At 58.9% G+C, this 24,438-nt stretch carries 15 protein-coding genes; 12 read left to right on the forward strand and 3 right to left on the reverse strand.

The annotated features are described in order from the left end of the window. Window positions 1-7 precede the first annotated feature (7 nt). Together LZA78_RS03820 and LZA78_RS03825 are read right to left on the reverse strand one after the other, a co-directional pair. A complete protein-coding gene (locus LZA78_RS03820; RefSeq protein ID WP_233675616.1) occupies window positions 8-4,933 on the reverse strand; it encodes an N-6 DNA methylase in 4,926 nt (1,641 codons plus the stop codon). Between the two features lie 4 nt (window positions 4,934-4,937). After that, the gene (locus LZA78_RS03825) at window positions 4,938-7,889 is read right to left on the reverse strand and encodes a DEAD/DEAH box helicase (RefSeq protein WP_233675617.1); all 2,952 of its coding nucleotides are present in this window, start codon (window positions 7,887-7,889) and stop codon (window positions 4,938-4,940) included. Between the two features lie 412 nt (window positions 7,890-8,301). Here LZA78_RS03825 and LZA78_RS03830 point away from each other — a divergent pair, with 412 nt between their 5' ends. The 4 genes from LZA78_RS03830 (at window position 8,302) to LZA78_RS03845 (ending at window position 12,014) form a co-directional block, all read left to right on the forward strand. Further along, window positions 8,302-8,979: a hypothetical protein gene (locus LZA78_RS03830; RefSeq protein WP_233675618.1), complete on the forward strand. Its 678-nt coding sequence runs from the start codon at window positions 8,302-8,304 to the stop codon at window positions 8,977-8,979. A gap of 104 nt (window positions 8,980-9,083) precedes the next feature. After that, window positions 9,084-9,317 carry a helix-turn-helix transcriptional regulator gene (locus LZA78_RS03835; protein ID WP_233675619.1) on the forward strand — a complete coding sequence of 78 codons (234 nt, stop codon included), beginning with the start codon at window positions 9,084-9,086 and terminating at the stop codon, window positions 9,315-9,317. Next, the gene (locus tag LZA78_RS03840; RefSeq protein ID WP_233675620.1) at window positions 9,307-10,260 is read left to right on the forward strand and encodes a bifunctional DNA primase/polymerase; all 954 of its coding nucleotides are present in this window, start codon (window positions 9,307-9,309) and stop codon (window positions 10,258-10,260) included. The genes LZA78_RS03835 and LZA78_RS03840 overlap by 11 nt, the downstream gene beginning before the upstream one ends. Continuing rightward, complete coding sequence (locus LZA78_RS03845) at window positions 10,257-12,014, forward strand: DUF5906 domain-containing protein (RefSeq protein WP_233675621.1); 1,758 nt, start codon at window positions 10,257-10,259, stop codon at window positions 12,012-12,014. The genes LZA78_RS03840 and LZA78_RS03845 overlap by 4 nt, the downstream gene beginning before the upstream one ends. A gap of 414 nt (window positions 12,015-12,428) precedes the next feature. Here the strand turns inward: LZA78_RS03845 and LZA78_RS03850 are convergent, their stop codons facing one another. Further along, complete coding sequence (locus LZA78_RS03850; RefSeq protein ID WP_233675622.1) at window positions 12,429-12,722, reverse strand: hypothetical protein; 294 nt, start codon at window positions 12,720-12,722, stop codon at window positions 12,429-12,431. A gap of 331 nt (window positions 12,723-13,053) precedes the next feature. Here LZA78_RS03850 and LZA78_RS03855 point away from each other — a divergent pair, with 331 nt between their 5' ends. The 8 genes from LZA78_RS03855 (at window position 13,054) to LZA78_RS03890 (ending at window position 24,098) form a co-directional block, all read left to right on the forward strand. Continuing rightward, the gene (locus LZA78_RS03855) at window positions 13,054-13,494 is read left to right on the forward strand and encodes a hypothetical protein (protein ID WP_233675623.1); all 441 of its coding nucleotides are present in this window, start codon (window positions 13,054-13,056) and stop codon (window positions 13,492-13,494) included. A 394-nt stretch (window positions 13,495-13,888) separates the two neighbouring features. Further along, on the forward strand, window positions 13,889-14,239 hold the full coding sequence (locus tag LZA78_RS03860) for a helix-turn-helix domain-containing protein (protein WP_233675624.1): 351 nt from the start codon (window positions 13,889-13,891) through the stop codon (window positions 14,237-14,239). Continuing rightward, entirely contained in the window at window positions 14,239-16,278 is a 2,040-nt protein-coding gene (locus LZA78_RS03865; protein WP_233675625.1) for a VIT domain-containing protein, read from the forward strand. Before LZA78_RS03860 ends, LZA78_RS03865 begins: the two co-directional genes overlap by 1 nt. Before the next feature lie 915 nt (window positions 16,279-17,193). Further along, window positions 17,194-17,898, forward strand: coding sequence for a hypothetical protein (locus tag LZA78_RS03870; RefSeq protein ID WP_233675626.1), 705 nt, complete (start codon window positions 17,194-17,196; stop codon window positions 17,896-17,898). A gap of 169 nt (window positions 17,899-18,067) precedes the next feature. Continuing rightward, window positions 18,068-19,045: a metallophosphoesterase gene (locus LZA78_RS03875; protein WP_233675627.1), complete on the forward strand. Its 978-nt coding sequence runs from the start codon at window positions 18,068-18,070 to the stop codon at window positions 19,043-19,045. After that, window positions 19,045-19,317: a hypothetical protein gene (locus LZA78_RS03880; protein ID WP_233675628.1), complete on the forward strand. Its 273-nt coding sequence runs from the start codon at window positions 19,045-19,047 to the stop codon at window positions 19,315-19,317. The genes LZA78_RS03875 and LZA78_RS03880 overlap by 1 nt, the downstream gene beginning before the upstream one ends. A 48-nt stretch (window positions 19,318-19,365) precedes the next feature. Next, window positions 19,366-20,613, forward strand: coding sequence for a metallophosphoesterase family protein (locus LZA78_RS03885; protein WP_233675629.1), 1,248 nt, complete (start codon window positions 19,366-19,368; stop codon window positions 20,611-20,613). A 2-nt stretch (window positions 20,614-20,615) separates the two neighbouring features. Further along, window positions 20,616-24,098 (forward strand): AAA family ATPase, encoded by a 3,483-nt coding sequence (locus LZA78_RS03890; protein WP_233675630.1) that lies wholly within the window; start codon window positions 20,616-20,618, stop codon window positions 24,096-24,098. Window positions 24,099-24,438 lie beyond the last annotated feature (340 nt).

Here is a 24,438-nt window from a genome sequence, read left to right on the forward strand (position 1 = left end):
TTCACACTTATTCGGCAACTTCCGCCGTCTTGAGGCGCTCGAAATGGGCCCAGGCGCGTTTGTAATCCTCGATCCGGTCGCATTGGGTGAAGGGGCCGACGAAGTGCCGGGTGACCTCGCGCGGGCCGCCGGGCATCGTGTCGTCGATGGCGGTGCAGGTGAGTTCCGAGGGGTTCTCGGCGAGGATCTTGTCCCAAGCGGCGCGGCCGGGGCTTTTGCCGCGCTCGTCGAGCCAGCCGACGCCGGGCAAGCCCTTGGAGCAAGTCCAGACGATCCGGCCGTTCTGGTCGTACCAGGTGCCTGCCTCGTTCTCTTGCAGGACCGGGAAGTAGATCCGATAGATCTCGATCAACTGCTCGAGGGTCAGGCCGAGTGCCTGCGCGACCAGAACGTCGATTTCGACCAGCGCCATGCGGCGGGCGAATTCGGAGCGGAGACCGGCAGTGTGATCCCATTTTTCTTGACCTTTCACCGGACCGTCGAGTTGGAGGCGCGGGTCGGACGAAGACCATGGGAGCGGTTCAAGATTGACAGCGTGTCTATTCCACAGGTTTTCAAAAGCCGAAGTAAGGCAAACCAGACGCAATACTCGGTACAATGCAGACCTATTGCAGTTCACCCACGGCAGTCGCGCAATGTCAGCTTGAAAGAGGTTCGTTACTCCGGCTGCCTTGATGAAAAAGTCGTAAGGGAGAGCAAACAATAAGGCTCCCATATTAATCACATTTCTTTCATCATTGAAAGCGATGCTCTCAACGGCATTGATATGACTTGCTCCGGCAGGAAAAACCGTGGAGACCAAGCTCCTCTCACTATTTAGATTTACCATTCGCCTTAAGGCAATCCTGAAGAAGTCAGCATGAGTTCTAGTCGGATCCCAGCGGCAACGCGCCATGCGGCTGCGATATTCTTGCATATCCACTGCAGGTTCGTAATTCGTTCTGGGAAGGTAATCACTTGGCGCATTCACTAAGTCGATTACATCGTAGTCAGAATTGCTGCGCGAATTTCTTCTAGCAGTTTTGTAAAGCGGATTGCCGACGTAAAATAGGGGCCCCTGCAAAATCATTTGGTCAGCGTCTCGAAAGGATGTCCGGCGCCTGATTGTTCCGTCTTTCTGTGCCCCTGTTTCGTGCCAATGCGACGACATCTGCCACAGTGGGATTTCAACCACATGCTCACCTGTGCCGGTTCGAACCGTTCGTTGAGATTTTGGAATAATCGCGTCCAATTTCGGGAAACGCGCCAACTGACGGAACACGTCGAGCGTGCGCGTCGAATAAGGCTGTATGAAGCGGGCTTCTTCGACTGGGACACCTTCATCCTCGGACAGCGCGTGGATTACAGAGAGCGCACCACGGTCGATCTGCATAACTCGGTCACGGTGGCCACGAGTATCCCATTTTCCATTGGCAGTCTTGATGCCTGGGATTTCCCCGACTCCATCATGATCGGCGTAGGAGTCTTCGATTTGTCCCGCAAGAAAGGCGAAAGTGAATTGATCGAAATTGATTTCGGCCGGCTTTCCCCGATAAACATTCAGGCTGAAGCGCACGTGATCGACAACTTCGGCGAAATTCTTGCTTGTTATCTTGTTGCTATGATCGAAGTGCTTCACAATCCGTGCATACCAATGCCGCCGGAATGCCCCTGACTTCGGATCTCCGAGATGCCCATCCTGATGGATCAACGCGGCATATCCCTGCGGCGCGACCAGCCGGAATGAAAGATCGATAAAGCAGCGGTAGAGGTTGTTCGACCCGCCCCCGGCGAAGGGGTTCATCACTTCGGACGAGGTCACCTCCATCGCCCCACGAGTCGACACGAAATCCTGTAGGAAGGCCCGTTCCGCCGAAACCATCCGCCCTTCACGCCGAACGGACGGCGCTTTCGGCAGCGCCTCGGGCAGAACCTTCTTCGCGTCCGATGCCGACAACCCCGCGTAAAGCGGGTCGATATCCGCCAGCACCAGCCCCTCGTTCCACGACGGCTTGGCCCAAGGCGGGTTCCCGACGATCACATCGAACCCGCCCCGCGCCTTCATCACGTCGGCAAAGATCAGGTCGAAATGCACGAACCGCTCGCGCTCGGCCACCTCGACCGCCACGCCGAGCCAGTCAAAGGTCTCGACCAGCGCCTCGACATTGGTCTCGCGGAACAGCCCGTCCTGCCGCTTGGCGGCGGCCTTGAACAGATCCCGAGCAGGCGCGTCGGGCTCCATCATGTCCAGAAAGTCGGGGGCAGGATCAGCGAACTCATCCATGCTGGGGGCGGCCAGTGACCCGTCCGGGGTAAAGCCACCTTCCAGGATCATCGCCATGCCCTGCAGGAACTCCGCCCGGCTTGGCAGCAGATCCGCCTTGTCCAGCGGCCAGAGCCAAAGCGCGCACCATGCGTCCATCGCCGTCTTGAGCCGCTTGTAGGGCAGCGTATTGGTCGCGTGATCGGCCCCGATCAGGTGGGCGTTCAGCTTTTCCTTGGCGTGGAAATCCAGCCCCTTGTTGCCGGGCATAACCTTGTCCGGCCAGAGCGTGATCCCATCATTTGCCGCGGCGCGGGTCTTGGCGAGATCGTCGGCGACCTGGTCGAACAGCGCCTCGGCGATCCGGCTGAGCTTTTGAACCAGCTTGATCTCGTGCGGTTCCAGCTTTTTGAAGAAGCCGTCCTTCCGCCATGCCTTGATCTGGTCCTGCGCGTCACCCGCGAAGGGCCTGATCGACTTGTCCTTGTCGAAATTCGCCATGTCCTTGGCGGGGAGCAGCCACTGCCAGACGTGGTTTTCGGGCAGGCGTTTCCGCCAGCCGATCTCGTCCGGCTTTGCGTTGAGCCAGAGGTCCGCTTGCGTCCTGGCACTGAGCCAGGTGGGCGCATAGGCGGCCCGACGTGCGCCGATCAGGGAGTTTCCGGAATGAAGCTGATCCCCGAACCAAGGCGAGAAGTCGCTGGCGTGGAGGCTGTTCAGCCAAAGCGAGATCGCCCCCAGTTCCACGGCAATCGGGTTCAGGTCGACCCCGAAACAGTTCCGGTCCGCGATGTAAGCCCGGACTTTCTGCTTTTCGAAGACGATCCGCTCCTGCGGGATCGTCTTTCCAGTCTCCTTCTGCTTCCGCTCAAGGTAGAGGTCGGCAAGCTGATTTGTGGTTTCGACCAGAAAGGCCGCAGAACCCATGGCGGGCTCGAGGATCTTGAGTTCAAGAAGTTCGTCTGCGGTCAGATCCCGGCACCGCTCCATCAGCGCATGCTTGACGAGGAGCCGCGCCAGCGGTTCCGGCGTGTAGTAGGAGGCAGATTTTTCCCGATCCCGGCCCGCGAGCCTGTAGATGAAAGTTCCCTTCGGATAAACCAGAGCCTCCGACCCGTTGAACACGATCTCGTCCGGAGCAAATTCACCGATCCGACTGCGGGACACGAACCAGCTCGGCGCAAGCTTGTCGACCTTGTCACGACGAAATGCGTCCTCCTGTTCGGCGTCCTCTTCGTCGAAAAGGTCCTCATCGACTTCGTCGTCAGACTCTGACGCCTCCCCCTGACCCTCGTCCTCGGACGTTTCACTCGATCGCCCCTTACGAGGTTTAAGCTCGATCAGATCCGTTTTCGCGACCACACCCGTAAATGAGATCAGGGTTTCGTAGACGGCGCCCAACTGGCCGATCCCGAGCTTGGCATAGGAAATGCGCCCCGTGCTTTTGCCCGTGGACCTCAGTGAAAGGAGCCGAATAACCTTCTGGATCGCTTCGTTACGAAGCGAGAGGGCGTTCAGGATAGGCGTGCTCTGGGGATCAAGCAGAGATACCTTGACTGCGGGCAACCTCAGCCCTGTTCCTTTTTCTTCATCCGCCAGATCAAGGCCGGTATAGAGCAGTGTCAGGGTGCGCTGCAGGCTCTCCCAAAGGAAGGTCCCCTCACGGTCCGCAGAAGTTCGCAACGGGACGGATTCGAGGTCACGAAGCGTTTCGAGAGAATACCCGGTCGCGTAGATCGGATTCTTCAGGTCCAGCAAGTTCAGCCTCGGGTTCGCCTCGGCGTAGAACAGGAAGAGAAGCCGGTACATGTAGCGCAGACATTCGCGCGACAGTTCAGGTCCATCTATCCAGACGTCCTTGTACTTTCCTCCGGTGACAGCCAGCACCTCCTGGCCGAGCAGTTCGATGGCATCCCGGACGGTGCGCTTCAGAGAGGTCGTGACCGCGTTGGCGTTCCGCTGCGCCTCTTCTTCCAACCGATCCGAGATCGGCGACCCCTGATCCGGGACCCGCGCTTCGCGGGAAATCAAGCAGGCCATGACGGTCAACGTATCCCGGTCCGCCCGCGTGAAGATTTCCTGCAGGTCGAACCGGAGGACGGACCGGGCAGGCCATTTCCGCTTGTCGATCAGAACGAGCTGGGAAAGCCCCAGCACCAGGACATGGCGCGGCCCGTCGGGCAGCTCGAACACCCCCTCCGCAAGCACGGACTCGATGGTCCGGTCCAGGAGCGCCGCGTCGCCTGCATCAGATGGAAACTGATCCGTCGCAAAACACGCCCCGATCGGGTCCGCCGCCTCATCCTCTGCGTCCGGGATCGGCGCTGCGATGATCCAGAGCGCATCCCGGCCCGCGGCATCCGCCACGCGGGAGATCAGCGGGATGATTGGAGCCCCCTCCAGCGCGGTAAAAGCTGTCTCCCGTTTCCACGGATAGCCAAGCGCCCCCAGAAGCGCATGATGCGCTTCCCGCACCAATTCCGCTCGACGATCCGCGTCCGAGCTGTTCCGGACCTGCCGCAGGGCCTCAACGGTGGAGGTTGCTACCCGAGAAAGCCGCTCCACCGGATGGGCCGCTTTTTCAAGCCCCGCCCAGCGTGCGGTGATGTCGGAAAGCTCCTCCTTCAGAACGTCCGACAGGGTTCCGGACGGAAAGAACTCCGCCTCATTTTCAATGCCGATCAGGTCCATCCGCTCACCCCACAAATACTGCCTTGACGTCGACATAGGGGTTCGGGTCATCGACCATCCTGCGGGTCCGCTCGAACCATTCTGTCCAGTCCTGGAACAGTCGTTCAATCTTCTGCTCTTTCGCCCGTCGGATCGTCAGGCGTCGTTTCTCTGTGGGGCTGAGACCAGAGGGATCATCGCTCTCGTCCCCGAGGTCCAAAGTCAACTGAGCCCGGAAGCGGCCCTCCAAATCCCCGAGCCGATCAAGGACCAGATCCAGATCCTGCTGGATCAGGGCCGCTCGTTCCTGTCCGAGCCCACGCAGATGGGTCTGGAACCGGTCCACCGCCGTCTTGATCGCAGACTGCGCCGGCGCAAGATCGTCGACCACCCGACCTGGCGTGTCCTGGGCAAGGCGCACCCTGGCGATGAAATCTGGGACTTCCTCGATCTGCGGAACGCCGTCCACGCCCAGGATGACCACAGCCCATCGGTCCACAACGGGGGCGCCATTCGCGTTCGGGATTGCCCCGTGCATCACCACCGCAACCTCCCCCTTGGCGAGACCGTTCAGCGGGGCCACCGGGGCTGAATGTTCCGGGAAAAAGGTGCTGGCCCGGTCCGCGAACCATTCAAGTATCGGGTGTCCATCCCAGAGATACTGCACGCTCGGCCAAGAACGCTCTTGCATCTTCGCATGATCGATCGCCCGGTTGATTACCTGCGCCTGATCGGTCAACTCGATCCGATCCCCGGCCCCGACCGCTTCCTCGGGCATGAACCGACCGTCCACCGCTCCCTCACTGGCATATCCAAACCCGTCACGGGCGCGCATATCATCCGGTATGCTGATGCGGATCATCCGATCAACCTGAGAGATGTCGGGGGCCGCTGGAAAGGCGCGTTCTTCGGGGCTGGACAGCCGCCCGATCATGGCGGAGGCGTATGAGAACGTATCCGAAAAAAGCCTTGGTGGGGCGCTATCAAAGGCTGACCCGACGTCCGCCTTCGGTTCAGCCGGGATCGCGTAATCCCCGAAAAGAGCCGCGAACTCGTCGTCGAGAGACATATGTGTCTCCACCTCGGCGGCACGCGCGTTCATCTGAGCATCAAACGCATCCGCACCAATCCCGGACGCAACCGCTTCAGCGACGACCGCTTCCTCCTCCTCAGCGTCCCCTTTGCCGAGAAAGACGGCCGGATCTCCGACTCCGGACTGGGCGGCCTCATCTTTCTCGACGAGCTTTTCCAGCACCCACATCTGGCGCACCTTGGGGTGTGTGCTTTCCCCCACGAAATAGGTGATCAGCGGCGGCCGGTCCTGACCGTAGCGATCAATCCGGCCGTTGCGCTGCTGGAACCGCAAAAGGGACCAAGGCAGGTCAAAGTGGATCAACCGATGGCACTGGAAGTGCAGGTTCAGCCCCTCGGATGCCATGTCCGAGGCGATCAGAATCCGGATAGGAGACTTTTCCTGCCCGAATGCATCAATCACTTCCTGGGTATGGACATCTGCCTCGACGCTCCCTCCGTCAACGCGAGCAACCTGATCTTCGGTGAGGTTCAGATCCGCCTGGAGGCGCTGTGCGAGCCAGGAAACGGTGGCGATCCGTTCGGAGAAAATGACAATCCTGTCCCTCGGGGCCTTTCCAGTCCAACGCAGCTCTCTCAGCATGCTGAGGAGATCCTGGTATTTGCTGAAGGCGCCCGTATCGATCCCCGCCACTTGATCCGCAAGGATCTGCAGCCGATCTCGGTCCTCGTCAGTCCCACGGGCGGTTCCGTTTTCGATCCCGCGGATGCGGCGCTGAAGTGTCTCAAGACATGCGGCGGGGCTGGAAAAGATCGCCTTCGCAAGCGTTGTCCGGAAGAGGTCGATCGCCCGCCCCCTTGTCGACTGCTCGTCGAGATCGAGGTGTAACTCGGCGATCGACTGGTAGGCCACCTCCTCCTCCGCGCTCAGCGGGAAGTTGCGGCGGATCAGCTGGCGTTCGGGAACCTGCTTGCCGATATCCTTGGCCACGTTCTGGTCGGACCGAAACCGGCGGACCACCAGGTCCTCGATGTCAGACCGGTGCAAACGGGTCGGATCCGGGACCCGGGTCGGGTCCAGCATCTCGATCAAGCTCGCGAAGCTTTCCTGCGACCCGTCGTGCGGGGTAGCAGTCAGCAGCAGGAGAGAGTCCGTGCGCCTGGACAGGAGCTGAGCCAGCTCCGCCCGCTGCGAGTTCGACCCTGCCGCGGCTTTTCGGGCTGCCGCGTTATGGGCCTCATCGATGATGATCAGATCCCAGTAGGAGTGCTTGATCGCATCCCGTATCTGGGCGTCCCGCTTCAACGTGTCGATCGAGACGATGGACCGGTCGAACTGATCGAACACGTTATAGTGGGCGGGGATCCGGTTCCGCATGCGCCGGATCGCGGCGCTGTCCAGACGCGACAGCGGGATCGAGAACCGGGTCCAGAATTCCTTCTGGAACTGGGTGAGCATCGCCCGGGTCGTAACAACGAGGATCCGGTCTGCCCGCCCCCGAAGAGCCAACTCCGACGTGATCAGGCCCGCTTCGAGGGTTTTCCCGAGGCCGACGTCGTCTGCGATCAGCAGCCGTACCCGGTCCTGTGACAGGGCTCGCTCGACTGGCAGATGCTGGAATGAAAGGTCGTCGATTGCAGCACGTCCAAGCGTCAGCGGGCGACGGGACGTGGTCGGGGTGTTACGGAACGCGGCTTCAAGGTGCAGCTTCGTGTCGATCAACCCGGGGGATGCGTCCGGAACCAGGTGGACCGATGTCGGGTCAAGCACTCGGGCTCCCTTCTCGAGGTCCCAAACGAACCGCGCCTCCTTGTCGCGTACGACGCCGGATAAGCCGCGGCAATGCACTTCACGATAACCGCGCTTGAGCGTGGAGGTGCCAAGCACCTTCCAGGTTGCGGACCGGAGCGCGATCAATGATCCGGGATTAGGAACAGGGTTCATGTTTCGCGACCTCGGAAATCTCGTTGGGACAACGAGTGGAATTGTTGAAAATGCGCCGCACGGGCAAGCCCATGGACACTCACCGGGCACGCCCGGGAACGACGAGATGCGCCCCTGAGCGAACGGGCCTCTCGGCGCGACAGGCTCCGGCAATTCACCGCGGCCATGCGGAACCTCCGGACAGCATCAAGAACGGATTACCCGCGTCTTCGGAACGTGGCCGCACCCGCGCCAAAGGGCAACGATCCGTAAGCGTAAGTTCTTCCAACATCTGTCCGTTTCTGCCAGAATTTCCGAGCAGCCAAAGCAAACCGTGCAATCAATCCCACGCCTCACCGAACCAAGCTAGCGGCGACCGCATGGATTGAAAAGAGGATAGCGCCCAAAAAGATTTTCGAGGGTTTTCAGTCTCATGGCAGACGAACACACGCGGGCTCCGAGCGGCCTGACACCAGAGGCAATCAAGCGGATCGAAGCGGGCCTGAACCGGCATTTCAAGACGGCGGCTCCCCAGATTTCGGCTGAATCCTGGCAACAACTCACCCCCATACTTGCAAGGTATCAACGCGAGGCAGCGCTTCTTCGCGGCTTTCTGAACAAGGGCGATGCAAACCTTCTGAACAAGGCGGCAAAGAGGTCTTCCAAGCTCCTTGAAGACCTCGCAAAAGTAAAAGAGAGCGACCTTACGTCGTTCATCGAAAATGCCATCGGACCGTCAACCCTGAACGAGCTCGAGACCACCCTTCGCGTGCTCGCGCAGACCCTTTCGTTCACGCCGCGAGAGGGCCAGTTTCTTCAGGATGTCTCGCGTGACAATCTCTACATGGGTTTCGAAACATGGTGGCAGCGCGCGACCGGAGAACCCCCATGGATCGAGGAAGGTCGCCGGGGCAAAGCGCCTCCAACACCGTTCATGTATGTCGCGAATGAAGTCTTCAATCTTCCCGGCATGCCGAGCCCGACCGGAGCCTCGTACGCGGCATTGAAAGACCTGCGCCGGAGGCTTCTGAAGCGCCACCAAAAAACCGCCCGACTGGGTGAACGCCTCAGAGCCCTCTCGCTGCAGGACCCGCCCTCAGACGCGGGATAGGCAGTTCGCAAAACCTGAAATCGTCTATCCCCCGCCGTCGCTTTCGCTCGGACATGCACTGAACATACGCTGTCTCCATGACGCATAGCGACACGGAGGGCAACATGTCCAGACACCAAAATCCAGAGGCATTGGCTCGAGATCGTCTGGTCTCGTTTACCGGTGCTCTCAAGATCATCGGCATCAGCCGTAGCACGGCCTACCGCCTCATCGCCGACAAGACGCTCCCACAGCCGATCAAGCTGGGCGCGCTCACCTTCTTCTCCGAGCGTGAGCTCCAGACCTGGATCGCAGACAGGCTCGCTTCCCGCGGCGCGGGAGGGTCCGATGCGTCCTGAGATGACCGGGTATCAACTTGCCTGCAAGATCCATGACGACTTCGGGGTTCCCGTTTTCCCGGTTCTGATCTCGCAATCCGACACCGGCAAGTGGAACAAGAAGCCCTTGGTGAAATGGTCCCAGGTCTCGGGCGACCCACGAGAGTTGAACTGGGCTGGGGCAAACGCCGTGGGTGTGCCCACCGGCCAGCGCTCCGGCCTCCTCGTGATCGATCTCGACGATTACAAACCGGGCTCAGAAGCGCGCGCCTGGGTCGACCAGCGGCAGTGTCCAGCAACGCGGGTACACGGCACCACATCGGGGGGCCAGCACTGGATTTATCGCCTCCCCGCTGCAGTACAGCTTGGAAATCGAGCGTCGATCGTGCCGGGCCTCGATACACGCGGAAACGGAGGGTTCATCGTCTGGGGCGATGTCGAGGCACGCTATCGGGTCCTTGACGACCGGATGCCCACGGAACTGCCCAAGGCTCTGTGCGAGGAACTGCGTGGACCCAAGGCCAACACGGGCTCGCCGCTCTCGGATGCGCGGCTTCCCGACTTTGGATATGTCTCGGAGGATGCGCTCGACGCGAAGCTCGCGCGACTTCTCGCCCACCCCGAGGGTGCGGCGCTGCGCGCGCGTTTCGAAGGGGGCATCAAGGGCCTTACGGACACGAGCGCCAGCGGGCGTGACATGTCGGTGGCTGCGCTGCTTGCCCGACATCGCTTCAGCTACGACGAAATCGTCCTGACGCTCCTGGTTCGGTTTCCCCATGGCGTTGCAGCTCGCGACGGTTGGGATGACCGCACCGAGCGCCTGGCAAAGCGCTGCGCCTTTCGCGCAACCGAAGAGCGGTACCACCGCTTTGAAACCCGCCGAGCTGCCATGCGCATGAAGTTGGCGGAGTTGCGCAACCAGTTCCCACGAACAACCCAGAACGCGCTGAGGATCGACCAATGAAGGACACACGCCAGGATACGGGCGCGATGGAGGCCCCGACGACGCAGCAAGTCACTGACGACATCAAGCTGTCTCCAGAAGACTGGCTCGACGAGGAACTTCTTCGGATCGCCGCGAGCGATCCGATCTACGACAGTACGGAGATCGAGCAACTCAAGCAGACCGCGAAGCAGCACAAGCTCAGTCTTTCCGTGAAAGATATCCGGGAACGGCTCAAGACGCTACGTCGAGCCGCGAAGCAGTCTGAACTGGCCGAGCTGGGGCAGACCAAGTATGAGGCATTCATCGAGAGGATGAACGCGGAATTCTTCGTCTTCACCGGAGCAGATACCGTCACCATCTGCTCTTGGGCTGTTCAGTCCGGCCGACGTGTACTCGTACAGCGTAAGGTACAGGATTTTCGCCTGTTGATGGCGAAGGAGCCTCCGCTCTTCTCGCCGGACGCAGGACGGATGCTGCCCGCCGCGGAGGCCTGGCTGCGCGATCCGAGCCGGCGTGAAGTCAGAGGCTTCCTGTTCGAAGCCGATCCCCGAACAGCCGCCGAACGTGCGAAGCAGGGCTTCGAGAACCTCTTCGAAGGATTTGCCGTTAACCCGCGGCAAGGGAGCATCGAACCGTTCTTGCGGCATCTTCGGGACGTCATCGTCGCGGAAGAAGCGCCCGGCCGCCAAGAGACCGTGCTGGCCTACCTGCTGGATTGCTTCGCGCATCTGGTTCAGCGCCCAGGCGTGCCGCTCAAGATAGCCCTCGTGTTTCGCGGGCGACAGGGCTCGGGAAAATCTTTCGTGACCGATATAATCGCGTCGCTTTTTCGGGGCAACGTCTTCGAAACCGGCCACGCGGACGACATCGTCGGACGCTTCACGGACCACCTCCTGAACGCCTGCCTCGTGATCGGCGACGAGGCGCTCTTTGCCGGCTCCAGAAAGGACGCCGACGCCATGAAGCGCCTGATCACACAGGATGTCCTCAGGCTCGAAGGCAAACACAAAGCGGTCCTGAACGAGAGAAATCGCATGACCTTGATCCTGACCTCGAACCACGAGCATGCCGTTCGTTTGGAGCCTGGAGATCGGCGCTTTGTCGTACTCGACGTGTCTGATGCCCGGACCCCGCGCGCCGCGCATGCGCAGTACTGGGACGATCTCTGGAGTTGGTCCAAATCCACGGTCGGCAAGGCCGCCTTACTGCATTTTCTGCTTGAACGTGACCTCTCCAGGTTCGACGCCCAGCGCGACCGCCCGCAAACCAAGGCGCGGCTCGATCAGATGCTGGTCTCTCTGGATCCAGTCTACCGCTGGTTCCTCGAAGAACTCGTCCAGAAGAGCAATTTGCCACACAAGATAAGGCAGGCCTTGATCGCGCGTGCAGATCTCTCCGACGAGACGCAGCAGACACTCCCCGAGGATCATCAAGTTTTCTACAAGAAGACGGTCTTCGAGGCGTTCAGCGCCTGGGAGCAAGAGAAAATGCGGGCGCCCCGTTCGATGGATCAGCGCCTGTTCTGGAAGAGCCTGTTAGGCATCCTTGGTGACACGTCGACGGGCAAGAAGCGGGTCAGAGGCGTGGCAACCCATATCCTGATCTTGCCGCCCGTAAGTGCACTTGCTGATCTGTTCATGACCGCGCTTGGCTGCAAAGGGTTGGCGACCGACCTCCTGGATGTGGCCGAGGATCAAGCGAGTGCGGGGGCGCCGCCTAAACCTAGCCTGGCAACCATCGCGGGGACAGGGCTTAAAGGCAGAGCGCACTAGGCCTCACAGGTGATCTGGCCGGCCTATGCGAGGGAGCGGCGTGGGCCGGCCAGATCGAGCGAAATCGCGCGAAATTTCGCCTAAACGATCGCGGGTCGAGGTCAGCGCGGCCCGCGCCCTCCCCAGCGGGTGGCGGTTGGCCCTGTTCCAGTGTTCCAGTCAGTTTCGAGATTATAATGCTTACGCTCTCACCCCACTGTCTCGGGAGGAAGGATGCGCATGGCGGGTGAAGAGCAAGATGATAAAAATCCCGGGCGCGAACCGGCACACTGGAACGGGTCGACGTCACGCCCACGACCAAGGGAGGGAGGCACTTCGACCCTGTGCTCGGCTGGGACGAGAAGATCACGAACCAGGGCGCCAACGACAACAGGCCCGTAGGGTTGCTTTCCGTTCGCTGCACAACGGGACCGATCAGGTTCCGGAGAGGTATCTCTCGAGCAAGGCCACATGTTCCTGCGCGATGTCGTGGCGTAGGGCCTCGCTGCGCACGCTCGCGAGTGTGCGCGCCAGGTCGACCACGAGTTCGGGTTGCGTCTCGACGGCCTTGGGCCTTGGATAGATATAGGGGAGGATGCACTTCCAGGCGCCGATCGCCTGCCCAACGTCGCCTGCCGCTTCCGCCTGCTGAGCGAGCCTCACGAGGGCTTCGATGGGGCATTTACCAGCGGAGATCAACTCCTCCGCGAGCACGTCGCTGCGCCGCATGCGAGAGCCTCTGGGTCGCCCCGCCCCAGCGCGTTTTCCGCCGTGTCCGATCTCGTTCCTGGTCAACTTGAATTCCTCCGCTTCTTATTCAAGCGCAGGATCATTCTACCAGATGGCGACCCCTCGTCAGAAGTCAAAACGGCTTCGATCATCGAGACAAAACCCGCAACCGATGCTGATCAAAAAGCTCGCGACGTCGAATAATTCCATTTGCGCTTCATAGGCTTGAGACATAGATCCTCATGGTGCCCGACAGGTTCGGACTTGCTCGGACGGCGGGCACAGATGGTGCACCCAAACCATCACCAGACATCTGAATACGGAGAGTACAATGACTTATAGCGATGCATTCGCGCGCGCCCTGCACGAGATCGACTGGGAGTTCGAAGAGCCAGCTCCGGCCCTGCGCTGCCCCATCACCGGCAAGGTCGTTCTCGTAGGCATTGACCCCGTCGATGGCAGCTTTGTCGACGACATCGACGAGCCAGAGTGGGAAGAAATTCCGACGGCCTTGTTCTCGTTCGTTAGTGAAGTGGGCGAGTTCAACTTTCTTCACAAAGATCTTGAGCACAAGATCATCGAGAAGCGCCGCGAACTCGGCGAAGAAGCCGAAGACATGGATGATTTTGAGATCCTCTCGGAGCATCTGGAAACCATCGGAAACGCCCCCCTCATCTATTCTCTCACCGTCAGTGGGTTTGCCTGTGGCCCGATTTCGTCGACATGCATCGTCGGCCTGGATCTGGCTCCCGACGTGGAAAAGCAAGCTTGAGTTTCAAATTCAGGGCAGCAGAAATCTGCTGCCCTGAGGCATCCATGCCCATGTGCTTGTGGCGCGACAACTTCCCCGCGACTTAAAGTTTCGTGGTTCTTGCCTCGATTCATGGCGACCACGCCACGCTCGAGCCCACCTCTCTCGTTAGCGCGAGATGTATTTTTCATCGTTTGCGCAGCCTCGTTCCTGGTGGCGTCGAGCTATCCGGATGAAGATCATTTCGTCGTCCCGAGCATCCGCCAAGCCTCCCCTGCGTGTAGCCAGCCACCGCCTCCGTGAAACGACGGGCAACAGGCCGAAACAGCGTCAACTCAAAAAACAAAACAAATTTCTTGTCACGATCTTGAAATCGTGAAAACGTGACAAATATCTTGTTCCGTTAGGAGGCGACATGACCCTGTCCGAACTGGCCGAACAACTGGAAATCGCTCCCCGGCAGGTTCGCTTCCTGATTGGAGAAGGCATCCTGCCTCCCGCCAACAAGACCGGCCGGAGTGCGGATGCCTATGACGAGACCCACATTGAGAAAGCCAGGCGCTATCTCGCGTTGCACAGACTTGGAATGAAGCCTGCCTCTATCAAGGTCCTGATGAGTTTCGAAGATGCGGTGCCGATCGCCCAGATCGATGGCGTTGAGCTGCGCGTTCACCCGGATGTTCAACCCGATGCCATCGACATCGAAAAAGTCATTCAACACCTCGCCGACGCCTTGCGCGTCTATTCAGCCAAGGAACCCAAGTGATGTTCAAGAATTTCCGACCGTCTTCGGCATCCACTCCCTTCGATCATGATCTTGGAACGCTTTACGATGGGGTTTCCGCAATTCGCGGCGGCAAGCCCACCCCGATGCCGCTCAAAGCGACCGAATACCGCGTCGAATGCCGCCGTGGCCTTGCGATCGTCACGCTCACGCGCACGTTCCAGAACGACGAGGACATGCCGATTGAAGCGATCATGACGTTCCCGGTCGGCTTTGAAGCGACCGTCACGAACCTTGAGCTGCACGTCGATAAGCGCGTCATCACCGCTGTCGCAAAATCCCGCTCGGCCGCTCGAGAAACATATGAGGAAGCCATTGATCGCGGCAAACTCGCCGTCCTTCATGAAGAACTCCTTCGGGGCCTTCATGCGGTATCGATCGCGAACCTGGCGCCCGGCGCCATGGTCAAGTTGATCGCGACGATGGTGCTACCGCTTGCGATGGTTGGTGGAAATCCGTTTCTGCGCATCCCCGTTACCTGCGGTCAGCTCTATGGCAACTCCCCGCTGCTCCCCGCCGATGACCTCGTAACCGATGCGAATGTTCGTCACGCTGCGAGGCTCTCTGTCACCTGCGAAGACGGCCATGCTGTGCTGAGCGGGACAGAAATTCTAGTCAACGATCAGAGCGTCGAGATCTCGTTGAAGGCCGCCATTGAGCTGTCGATCTCCGGCGGGCGCTTTGGGGTCGTGTTCGGAAGAGACGCCCACGGCCGCCAGGTACGTGTCTGCACTACCGCGCCGACCCAAGAAGATGCGGCTCTCGATCTTGCAGTCCTCGTCGATCGCTCTGGCTCAACGGGGGCTCGCGTTGGCAGGAACGGGCTCTCGATCTGGGAGAGCATGCGTAGCGGCCTCTCACAGGCCTTCAGAAGCTTGCACGCGTCCGATCGGATCTCGCTCTACCAGTTTGACAGTTCCGTTGAGTTTCTAGGCTCCCAGCCAGCAAGCAGCGCATCCCGCATGCTAGAGCTGCTCGAAGGCCCCCGTGGTGGAACGGAGCTGGGGGCAGCCATTAGCTTCGCAATTGCGAACGGGGCACGTGATATTCTGGTGCTCACCGATGGCCAGACATGGTCCGATCTCGTCCAGAAGTTCTCAGATTCACCCGCGCGCGTCAGTGCCGTCCTGATCGGTTCCGGGAGCCTGGATGTAACGATCGGGCGCCTTTGTGCTGAAACCGGCGGTCAAGTGTTCTTCACCCTTGGCGCGGAGGTCTCGGACAGCATAGGGGCCGCGCTTACGGCCCTTCGATCCCCGAACCTCAGGGCGATTTCTGCTCGCACGATTACGCTTGACGACGAGAGGCTTCCCGCACGCCTCTCAAGCGCCCGTGGGGGCATCCAGATCGACGTCGAATGGGGGGAGCCGATGTCCCTTGAAGGCTCCGATCCCGTGGGCCGTTTCGCGGCCTCCTTGGCGCTAACGCAACTTGATGAAGCGTCCGCAACTCAATTTGCGATCCGCCATCACCTTTGCACGCATCTGACGAGTCTGGTGCTCGTCGATGAAGAAAGCGTGTCGCAGGACGAGCTTCCGCAGATGCGAAAGGTGCCTCTCGAGGTATCCGCGAGTATGGCAAAACACCCCATTCATGCTTCGCCGATGGTTGTTGCCGACGATGAAGTCAGGATGTGCATAGTGCGGAGCAGCGACAGCCAGGCATCTAAGAGCGGTGGCAACGCACTGTTCCGGAAAGCATCGGCAGTAGACAATCGCGCCGATGAGAACGAGGCTATGTGGAAGGCGATACTTGTCGCCTTCGAGACTGGCGCGCCGATCCCGGCGCTCAGCGCCTCGCTCGAAAGGAAAGTTCGAGAACTCGAAGTGCATGACGCTGTGATCGAAATCGCCGATGCGAGCCACATCGATCCACGGATCATCGCCTTGGCGCTGGTAGCGGTAAGCTTGAAAACAGTCCCGCATGCAACTCGGTTTTATCATCGCGTACTGATGAAACTCGCACATGATCAGGGCGTGGAGTTCATGACATTTTGGCACAATCATTTGAGGGAAAGATGACGCTGTGACTCGACATCGCTCCTACTTCAGGAAGGGACGTCGAACTGTGAATAAGGACAGATCGTTCAGGAGAGCGCGCAGGTGGGTATCGTTCGAACCAGTTATGTTTATGGCGGGCGCGGGCCACGAGCCCGTGCGGGAAAAGGGCTGCCTAAATTTGGAGGGGACGGTGACAAGCATGCCGGGCGCAGACGCTCTGCAGCGCTTCCTGAACAGTCTTCATGCAATTCGAGTAAATCACTTTCGGACTATGAACGGGAAGCGAAACGACAGCTCCGAGAGAAAGCCGATGCAGCCGAGCATGCTCGAGCGTCTATGCGGCGCGCGCAGTCAAGCTCGGCCATGTGCCAAGTGAAGAAGAGAAAAGCAAAAGGGCACCTAGGAAAATCGGCTGATGTAAAGTCGGACGTAACCGATGCACTCTACCGCGCAGGCCTATTCGGCGAGGCGGGATTGACAAAAGGGAAGCAGAAAAAAGAGCATGAGCGCAGAGGTGAGAAAAAGCAGAAGACAAACGAACTGAAAACTAGATCGAGATCCAACACAAGCTCCGTTGAAAAAGTGGCGACCAGGGCGGTTCCAGATCTGCGAGTTATGCCGGCTGAGAGAAACTCGGTTTGCATAAATCGTTCAGAACGGGCTCAACGGGTAAGGGAAACGCAAGCTCGACAACTTGGCATCAGCGAAGTTGAGCTTGTGCGCCGCATTCGCGCGTTACAAGCCTATCTAAGGGTGAAATAGTCAACTCTCCAGTTCGAGAGCCGGGCTCCCCTGTTAGTAGCCACGTGTACTTTCGGCAACGCGATCTCTCGGCGGGTCCGAATATGGCAGTGGCACCCAAAGTGGCAGAAACTAGTTGGGTGTAGGGCATGGTCTTCCTGAGACGAGAAAAATTAAGCATGTGAGGTAACGAAATTGAACTATTCCGAGATCCTTCAAATCGTACGTTCATCTTCTGGGCGCGTGTCATTCAGTGACCTCACCAAAGTGAGTCTCGAGATTCAGGCCCCTTCGGGACCAAAACATTATATTTTCTGTTCGTGCGGTGGATCGCGTGCAGTTTTGAAGAGTCTTGGTGGAGATGTGGTTGTCGAGTTGCCGGACTGTGCTGCAGGGGGAATTCTCAAGGGGTCTGAGTGGGACCTTCCCGCCGATGTGTTAATTCACTTCGAAGAGGAGTTGAGACGCCAGAAAATTCACCGAAGCCGGGGATATAGCGACAGGGCGAAAAAAATCGCCAATGAGGCATATGAAAAGGTGGCGGATCGAAATGATCAACGCCTGTATATGAGGCGCTGGCGCGGAGAGCTTCGAAGAAAAGTCGAAGATTTAAATAGATACATAGATTTCGCGCTGAGCACTTACGACGTAAAGGAAATAGACGGCGACAAGTTGCTCGATGGTATCGAGACTTTATTCAGATTTGGACCGGCAAAATACAAAATATCAAATGAAAAATATTTCAGTTATCTTATTGATAGACGCGAATCTTTGAGTGTCAAAAAAATCTTCGACAGTACTGAATCTGCAAGCGAAAAGAGGTATTTTATTGAACGCATACGAGAGGCTAGGCAAGAGTCTCGAGCGTTCTTTTGGCCGCCCGAGTATTTTGGAGACTGAAGCTTGATGAGCTGTAAAGCAACGGTGGGCGCGATCCAGTGTCGGTTCTTCTCCACTATTTACGCGCATGAGGCGCGTCTCGCGGCGCTTCCCTCCCGCGAAACTGTCGCGATCGCGCAGCTCATACCGAGACATGCACAGAACTCGATCAGTCCGTTCTGCTATTAGGATGAGTAAAGAGACGATGCACGACATCATTCCAGACATTCACGGTCAGGCAGACAAGCTGCGCCAACGCCTCAGCGCCCTCGGGTACCGGGAAAGGTCCCGCGCATGGAGACATCCCGACCCGGACCGGATCTGCGTTTTTCTCGGCGACTTTATCGATCGCGGCCCCAAGAATGGCGAAGTCATCGACATCGTACGCAGGATGCTGGACGCGGGAACGGCGCGGGCCATCATGGGCAATCACGAACTGAACGCCATCCACTATCATATGACCGATCCACGTACGGGCGACGGCCTCCGGCCACGTTCGAAGAAGAACTCCCTCCAGCACCAAAGCTTCCTGAACGAATTCCCCCTCGGCGGCGCAGGGACCCGAGACCTGATTGCCTGGATGAAATCGCTTCCGCTGTTCTTGGAGTTCGACACCTTTCGCGTGGTCCACGCCTGTTGGGACGAGGCACGGATCTCCGAACTCAGAGCGCACACCCCGAACGGCATCCTGAACGACGATCAGTTTATCGCCGCAGCAGACCCGACGACCCAGCTATTCGACCTCGTGGAAACGGCCACGAAGGGTCCCGAATATCCTCTCCCGGGGGGCTGGGGGTTTCATGACAAGGATGGGACCTGGCGAGACCAGGTTCGCATACGCTGGTGGGCCCAGAACGCGACGAGTTGGGCCGAGATCGCCGCCTCGGTACCCGACCTGTCTGACCTTCCCACAGCCCCCCCACCTAAGGACATTCTGGACCGGAGCTACCCGCAGGGCGCAAAGCCCGTCTTCTTCGGGCACTATTGGTTGACCGGAGACCCCGAACTTCAGGCACCCAACGCGCTCTGCCTCGATTATTCGGCCGGGAAGACCGGGCCACTGGTGTCGTACCAAATGGATCCCGCTCAGGAGACCCTCTCGCTGCAGCACTTGAGCGGACACGAGAACGCGCAACTTCCCAAACAGGATCATAAGGAGCGTCAGTGATGTGCACTGAAGAGAAGAAAGACGTAGCTCCCTACGTGGACCATATTCTGCTCTGGGATCGAGATCCGGTCGTCAGAACCAGCGACGATCGATGGTTCATCGAGGGCACCGACGGTTGGTTCCAAACGAAGATCACGCAGATCACATCCAGCATGAACCCTGGGTGGTTCTATAACGCGGACGACCCGGATGGCTGGAAGAAATTCTTGCCTTCCGAGGACGATGTCGCTGAAGTGGAGAGGCTAGTCTCGAGTGGCGGATCCGCCGCCTAGCTGTTGATCTTGCGCCGCGAACCTTTTCCATTTCTTCCTTCGGTACCAATGTTTCGATTTATACACACGGCTGACCTGCACCTTGATGCCCCACTGAAAAGCCTTGCGCTGAAAGACGAAAACCTCTCGGACCTTGTCGGCAACGCGACCCGCCGCGCGCTCGAGCGCATCGTCGATCTATGCTTTGAAGAGCAGGTCGACGCTCTGTTGATCGCTGGCGATCTCTATGACGGCGACATGCGCAGCATGAAAACTGCCGCCTTCCTCGTTAGCGAAATGGAACGACTGAACGAGGCCGGCATCCGTGTTTTTATGATCCGCGGAAATCACGACGCCGAAAGTGTCTTGACGCGCGAACTGGAACTTCCCCCGAACGTGCATGTCTTCACGGGCCACGGTGGAAGTGTCGAGATCTCCGAAAAGGCTGTCACAATCCATGGTGTGAGCTTCGCGAAACCCCAGGCGCCTGAAAGCCTTCTACCGAAGTATAAACCGCCGGTTCCGGGACAGTTCAACATCGGCCTCCTGCACACGAGCCTTGCGGGGGCGACCGGCCATGACACTTATGCGCCCTGTAGCGTGAACGAGCTAAAAGCACATGGGTTTGACTACTGGGCCTTGGGCCACGTGCACATTCGGACTGTGCACAGCGAGGCGCCCTTCATTGTCATGCCGGGCATGCCGCAGGGCCGCGACATCGGGGAAGCCGGCACGAAGTCGGTCACGCTCGTGACGATTGATGAAGAAACTGTCAGGCTGGAGGAGCGCGTAACCTCGTCGGTCGAGTTCCTTCGCCGAGAGGTTGCTCTCGACGGTGTAGAAGACTGGCGCGATGCCTTGGCGTGCATCGAGGCCACGATCGCATCGGCTGCGATGTCCCTTTCAGATCACACAGTGTTGCGCCTCGAACTCATTGGGCAAACGCCGTTGGCGTGGCGTCTGCGCCGCGACGGTGACCTTTTGTTGGAGCAGGTGTCTAACCTCGCACACGCCAAAGGTTCGGTATGGATTGACAAGATCGTCCATCGCCTTGCCCCACCGTTGCAGCAAAGTCAGGGCGAAGACCCGCGCAAAGAACTGAGCGCCTTGATGGAAACCCTGGCTCAGGACGAGGCCTTTCTGATGCGCGCGAAACGTGATGCGGAAGAGTTGATCTCGGCGCTCCCCCCCGAACTGAGGAGCGCCTTCGGTGAAACCGAGGAAGCGCAGTTCGATCTGCTCCGGCAGCTTCTACAAGAGGGGATCGAAGACATCGTTGCACGCATGATGGCAGGCGAACAGGGAATGGCATCATGAGATTGCGCAGACTCGATCTGACTCGGTTTGGCCACTTCACGGATTTCACGTTGGATTTTGGCCCCCGCGATGAAGGGAAGCCGGATCTCCATATCATCTTCGGCCCGAATGAAGCCGGCAAGACGACGGCCTTCGAGGGCTATCTCGACTTGCTCTTCGGCATTCCATCGCGCAGCAAGTACAACTTCCTGCATGACTACGAGAACATGCGAGTGGGTGGTGTTCTCGAGATTGACAGTGCTCCGGTCGAACTCGTCCGCATCAAGCGAAACAAGGGCGATCTCATCTCGCCATCAGGCGACGCGCTCAATCCCACGCATTTGCAACACGCGCTCGACGGGATCGATCGCGATCAGTACCGCGCCATGTTTTCACTCGATGACGAAACCATTGAGGCAGGTGGCGAAGACATCCTCGCGAGCCAGGGAAACCTCGGCGAGCTGCTGTTCTCGGCAGCCGCCGGCCTGTCGGATCTCGGCTCTGTTTTGGAGACTGCCCACGCCGAAGTGGATCAGTTTCATAAGGCCAAGGCGCGCAAGTCAGAACTCGCCGAGGCCAAGAAAGCGCTTCTGGACCTACAAGGCAAAATTCGGGAACTCGATGTCCCGGCGAGTATGTTCCGGCGTCTTAAGGACGAGCGTGACGGCGCAGAGAAACGCCTGAACCAGTCAAAGGCGACCCGTAATGAGCTCCTCCAAAAGCACGCGCGTATCGAGGCCGTGATCGAGAGTCTCCCGCTCAAACGAGAGCTGGATGGCGTGGGCGCCGATTTGACGGGTGTCGAAGCCTATCCGCTCCATTCCCCTGAGGCACTGCAGGAAGCGACAGGGCTCAAACTCAAAGCCGTAGAAGCGCAGACGAAGCTTGGAGAGCAGACCCTCCGGCTCGACAGCTCCAGAAAATCGCAAGAAGAACTGGAGCTCGATCCAGCTATGATCGCGATTGTCGAAGAACTTTCCGTGCTCCTGGACGTGCCGAAATCCCGGGCACAGACTGCAGAAGAGGACCTGCCCAAACGCAAGATCGAGCTCGAAGAGATCTCCATTAACCTCTCCAATCTTGCCGCTGATCTTGGCCTTGGCTCGGTCGAAGAAGGCCGCATTCCGGAGCCAAAGCGCGATCAGCTCGATGCGATAGCTTCCGACCACGTCGATCAGATCAAGCTCCTGGCATCTGCGCGTGACGAAGAAAGAAAAGCGAGAAAGCGCCTCGAGGAACTGCTCGCCGAGATGCCGAAGACGGAGCCGCCAAAGCCGAGCGCGGATATCGAAGCGCTTCTCAGGGGACTCCAACCAGAGGCGCTGATTTCTCGCTACGAGAAGGCAAGTGATGATGTTTCGACGGCAGAGAAGGCATTCGAGAAAGCCTTCAAAAACCTCAGGCCTTGGTCCGCGGAGAACGTGACACTCGACCAGCTCGAACTGACTGAGGCGGAGGCGAAGCGGATCGCCGAGACATGGAGCAAACATCTCGAGGCGCACGAAGCCGCGACGAAGGAGCTCAAGCGGGCCCAGGAAGACCATGCGCGCCTGGCGGCGCGGCTCGATGAGTTCGCAAAAGACGCGGCCGCGACCGTTGACGCTGAAGCAAAGGACTCTCGGGCTGCGCGCGATGCTCTTTGGCAAGAGCACTTCGAGCAACTGAGCAAGCAGACAGCTGAGCGCTTTCAGACGGCGATGTCTGAGGACGATGCCTATCAAGAGGCGCGCCTTGGCTTTGCAGAGAGGCTCGCACGCCTGCGAGAGCTTCAACTCGATGCGGCCGAGGCAAAAGGCGCGCTTACGACGCGTGAACGCGATCTCGAGGAAATCGAAGCGGCAGGTCAACTTGACGCGGCCAGGATCCAAGCCCTCCATGAGAGCCTAGGGTTGCCGAAGACTTACGATGCGCGCGACTTGCCAGGTTGGCAGACCGCGCTGGTCGACACTCTCGATCGCCGAAATGATCTTGAGATGAAGACGAAGCTTCGGGCAGAGGCCGTTCAAGACCTCGGCGAGGCTGCGCAGAAGATAAGCGCGGCGTTGGGGCTCTCAGAGGAAGCCCTTGAGCTACAGGAGCTCACAAGGCGTGCCCGCGATGCGATCACGCGCACCGCAAAAACACAGGCGGACGCAGAAGCCCGGCGCCGGGCGATCTCTACGGCCGAAACGCAGGTCAACGAGCGCACCTCTGAGGTCAATCGGCTGACGGAAATAGTGTCAGCCCTTGAGAAGGCGTGGACCCAAGGAGCCCAGTCAGTGCCAGATGCTCTTCGCAACCTGGACGACTTTCACTGGAAGCGGTCTTCTCTTGCCAAGCTCGCCTTGAAACTAACCGAACACGATCAGCTCGAGCGGCGCATTCGAGCCATGCAACAGGATCTCCAGAGCTTTTCGGAGGCGATAGAAGCGCTTGCTGTGCGCGTCGACGACTCCCATGACTTCGCGCCTCTCGTGCTTGCCGAGCGCCTCCGCAGACGCCTCGAGCGTGCCGAAACGGCTCAGAAATCATTCGAGGCACTCTGCTCACAGATCGAGATGGCGGAGGCGGATGTCAAAGCCACGGAGCGAGACCTCGCTGCGGTCAAGTCCCGCACGGATGATCTAGCCCGTTCTTTCGAGGGTGTATGCGAAATCGGCTCGCTCGATGAACTGATCGACGCACTCGAAATTTCAGACAAGGCAACCGCCCTGCGGAAAACTTCCGATGAACTGCGCAAACGCATCCTCATGCGTCTTGGCGTCGCAGATCTCGAGGCTGCGGAAGCGCTTCTAGCCGATCAGGACGCGATTGAACTTAAGGCGCAACTTGATGGCCTCGAAGCTGAGATCGGAAACGCCGAAGAAGATTACGCGACGAAGGTGGGCGATCTCCGCTCAGCGCGTGATGCGCTTGAAAAGATTGGCGGTGACGATGCTGCGGCCCGGCTCGAAGAACGGCGCCAAATCCTGCTCGTCGACATTGAAGACCACGCCCAAATAGCGCTGAGGCTCCGGCTTGGCATCCTGGCGGCAGAGCAGGCGCTGGTGGCGTTTCGCGAGGAGCATCGCAGCAATATGCTCGCCGACACGGAAGTGGCGTTTCGCAAGCTGACTGCTGGGGCTTACCAGGATCTTCGAACGCAGGCAGACGGCCAGAAAGAAATTCTTCTCGCACTCAGAAATCGTGATGGCCGGTCAATTACCGTTGCAGAGATGTCCAAAGGAACGCGATTCCAGCTCTATCTTGCGCTCCGTCTCGCGGGGTACCGGCAGTACGCCTCTGGAGGCACAACCCTCCCCTTCGTCGCCGACGACATCATGGAAACATTTGACAACAAGCGAACGGCCGCGGCGCTCAGCCTCCTTCGCGAGATCGCCTCGCAAGGACAAGCTCTCTACTTCACCCACCATGAACATGTGGTCGACTTGGCGCGCGATATTTGTGGACAAGATGTCACCATCCACAAGCTCGCTCATAATGGACTGAAAAGTCTAGCCTCGACTCCTCTGACAGATAATTCCTGAAACTCGAGGAACAAGTGAAAGAACAATTCGATTATAAAAGCCTGGTAGCAGATTACGAAAAAAAGAACCAAGATCAGCAAAAATTTTGCTCCCTCACCTTGGCGCCCACGTCCTCGCTAGACGCAGCATATAGCTCCCCTCACGCATTTTGCCGGAAGAACCTCCTTTATTTAGGATATGGCCGAAACGCGTGGCGTAGTACCTGGGTCAACCGGTATTATCCAGGCTCGATCTCCTTCTTCGAAAAAGACTTAAGGAATCTTGCCGAACTTCGCCGCACTCAGGGATCCGTCTTTAAGATATCGGTACGCCCATCCATTCTCATTAATTTCCACTCAAC

Source organism: Rhodobacter flavimaris (genome assembly GCF_021378075.1).
Taxonomy (GTDB): Bacteria; Pseudomonadota; Alphaproteobacteria; order Rhodobacterales; family Rhodobacteraceae; genus Rhodobacter; species Rhodobacter flavimaris.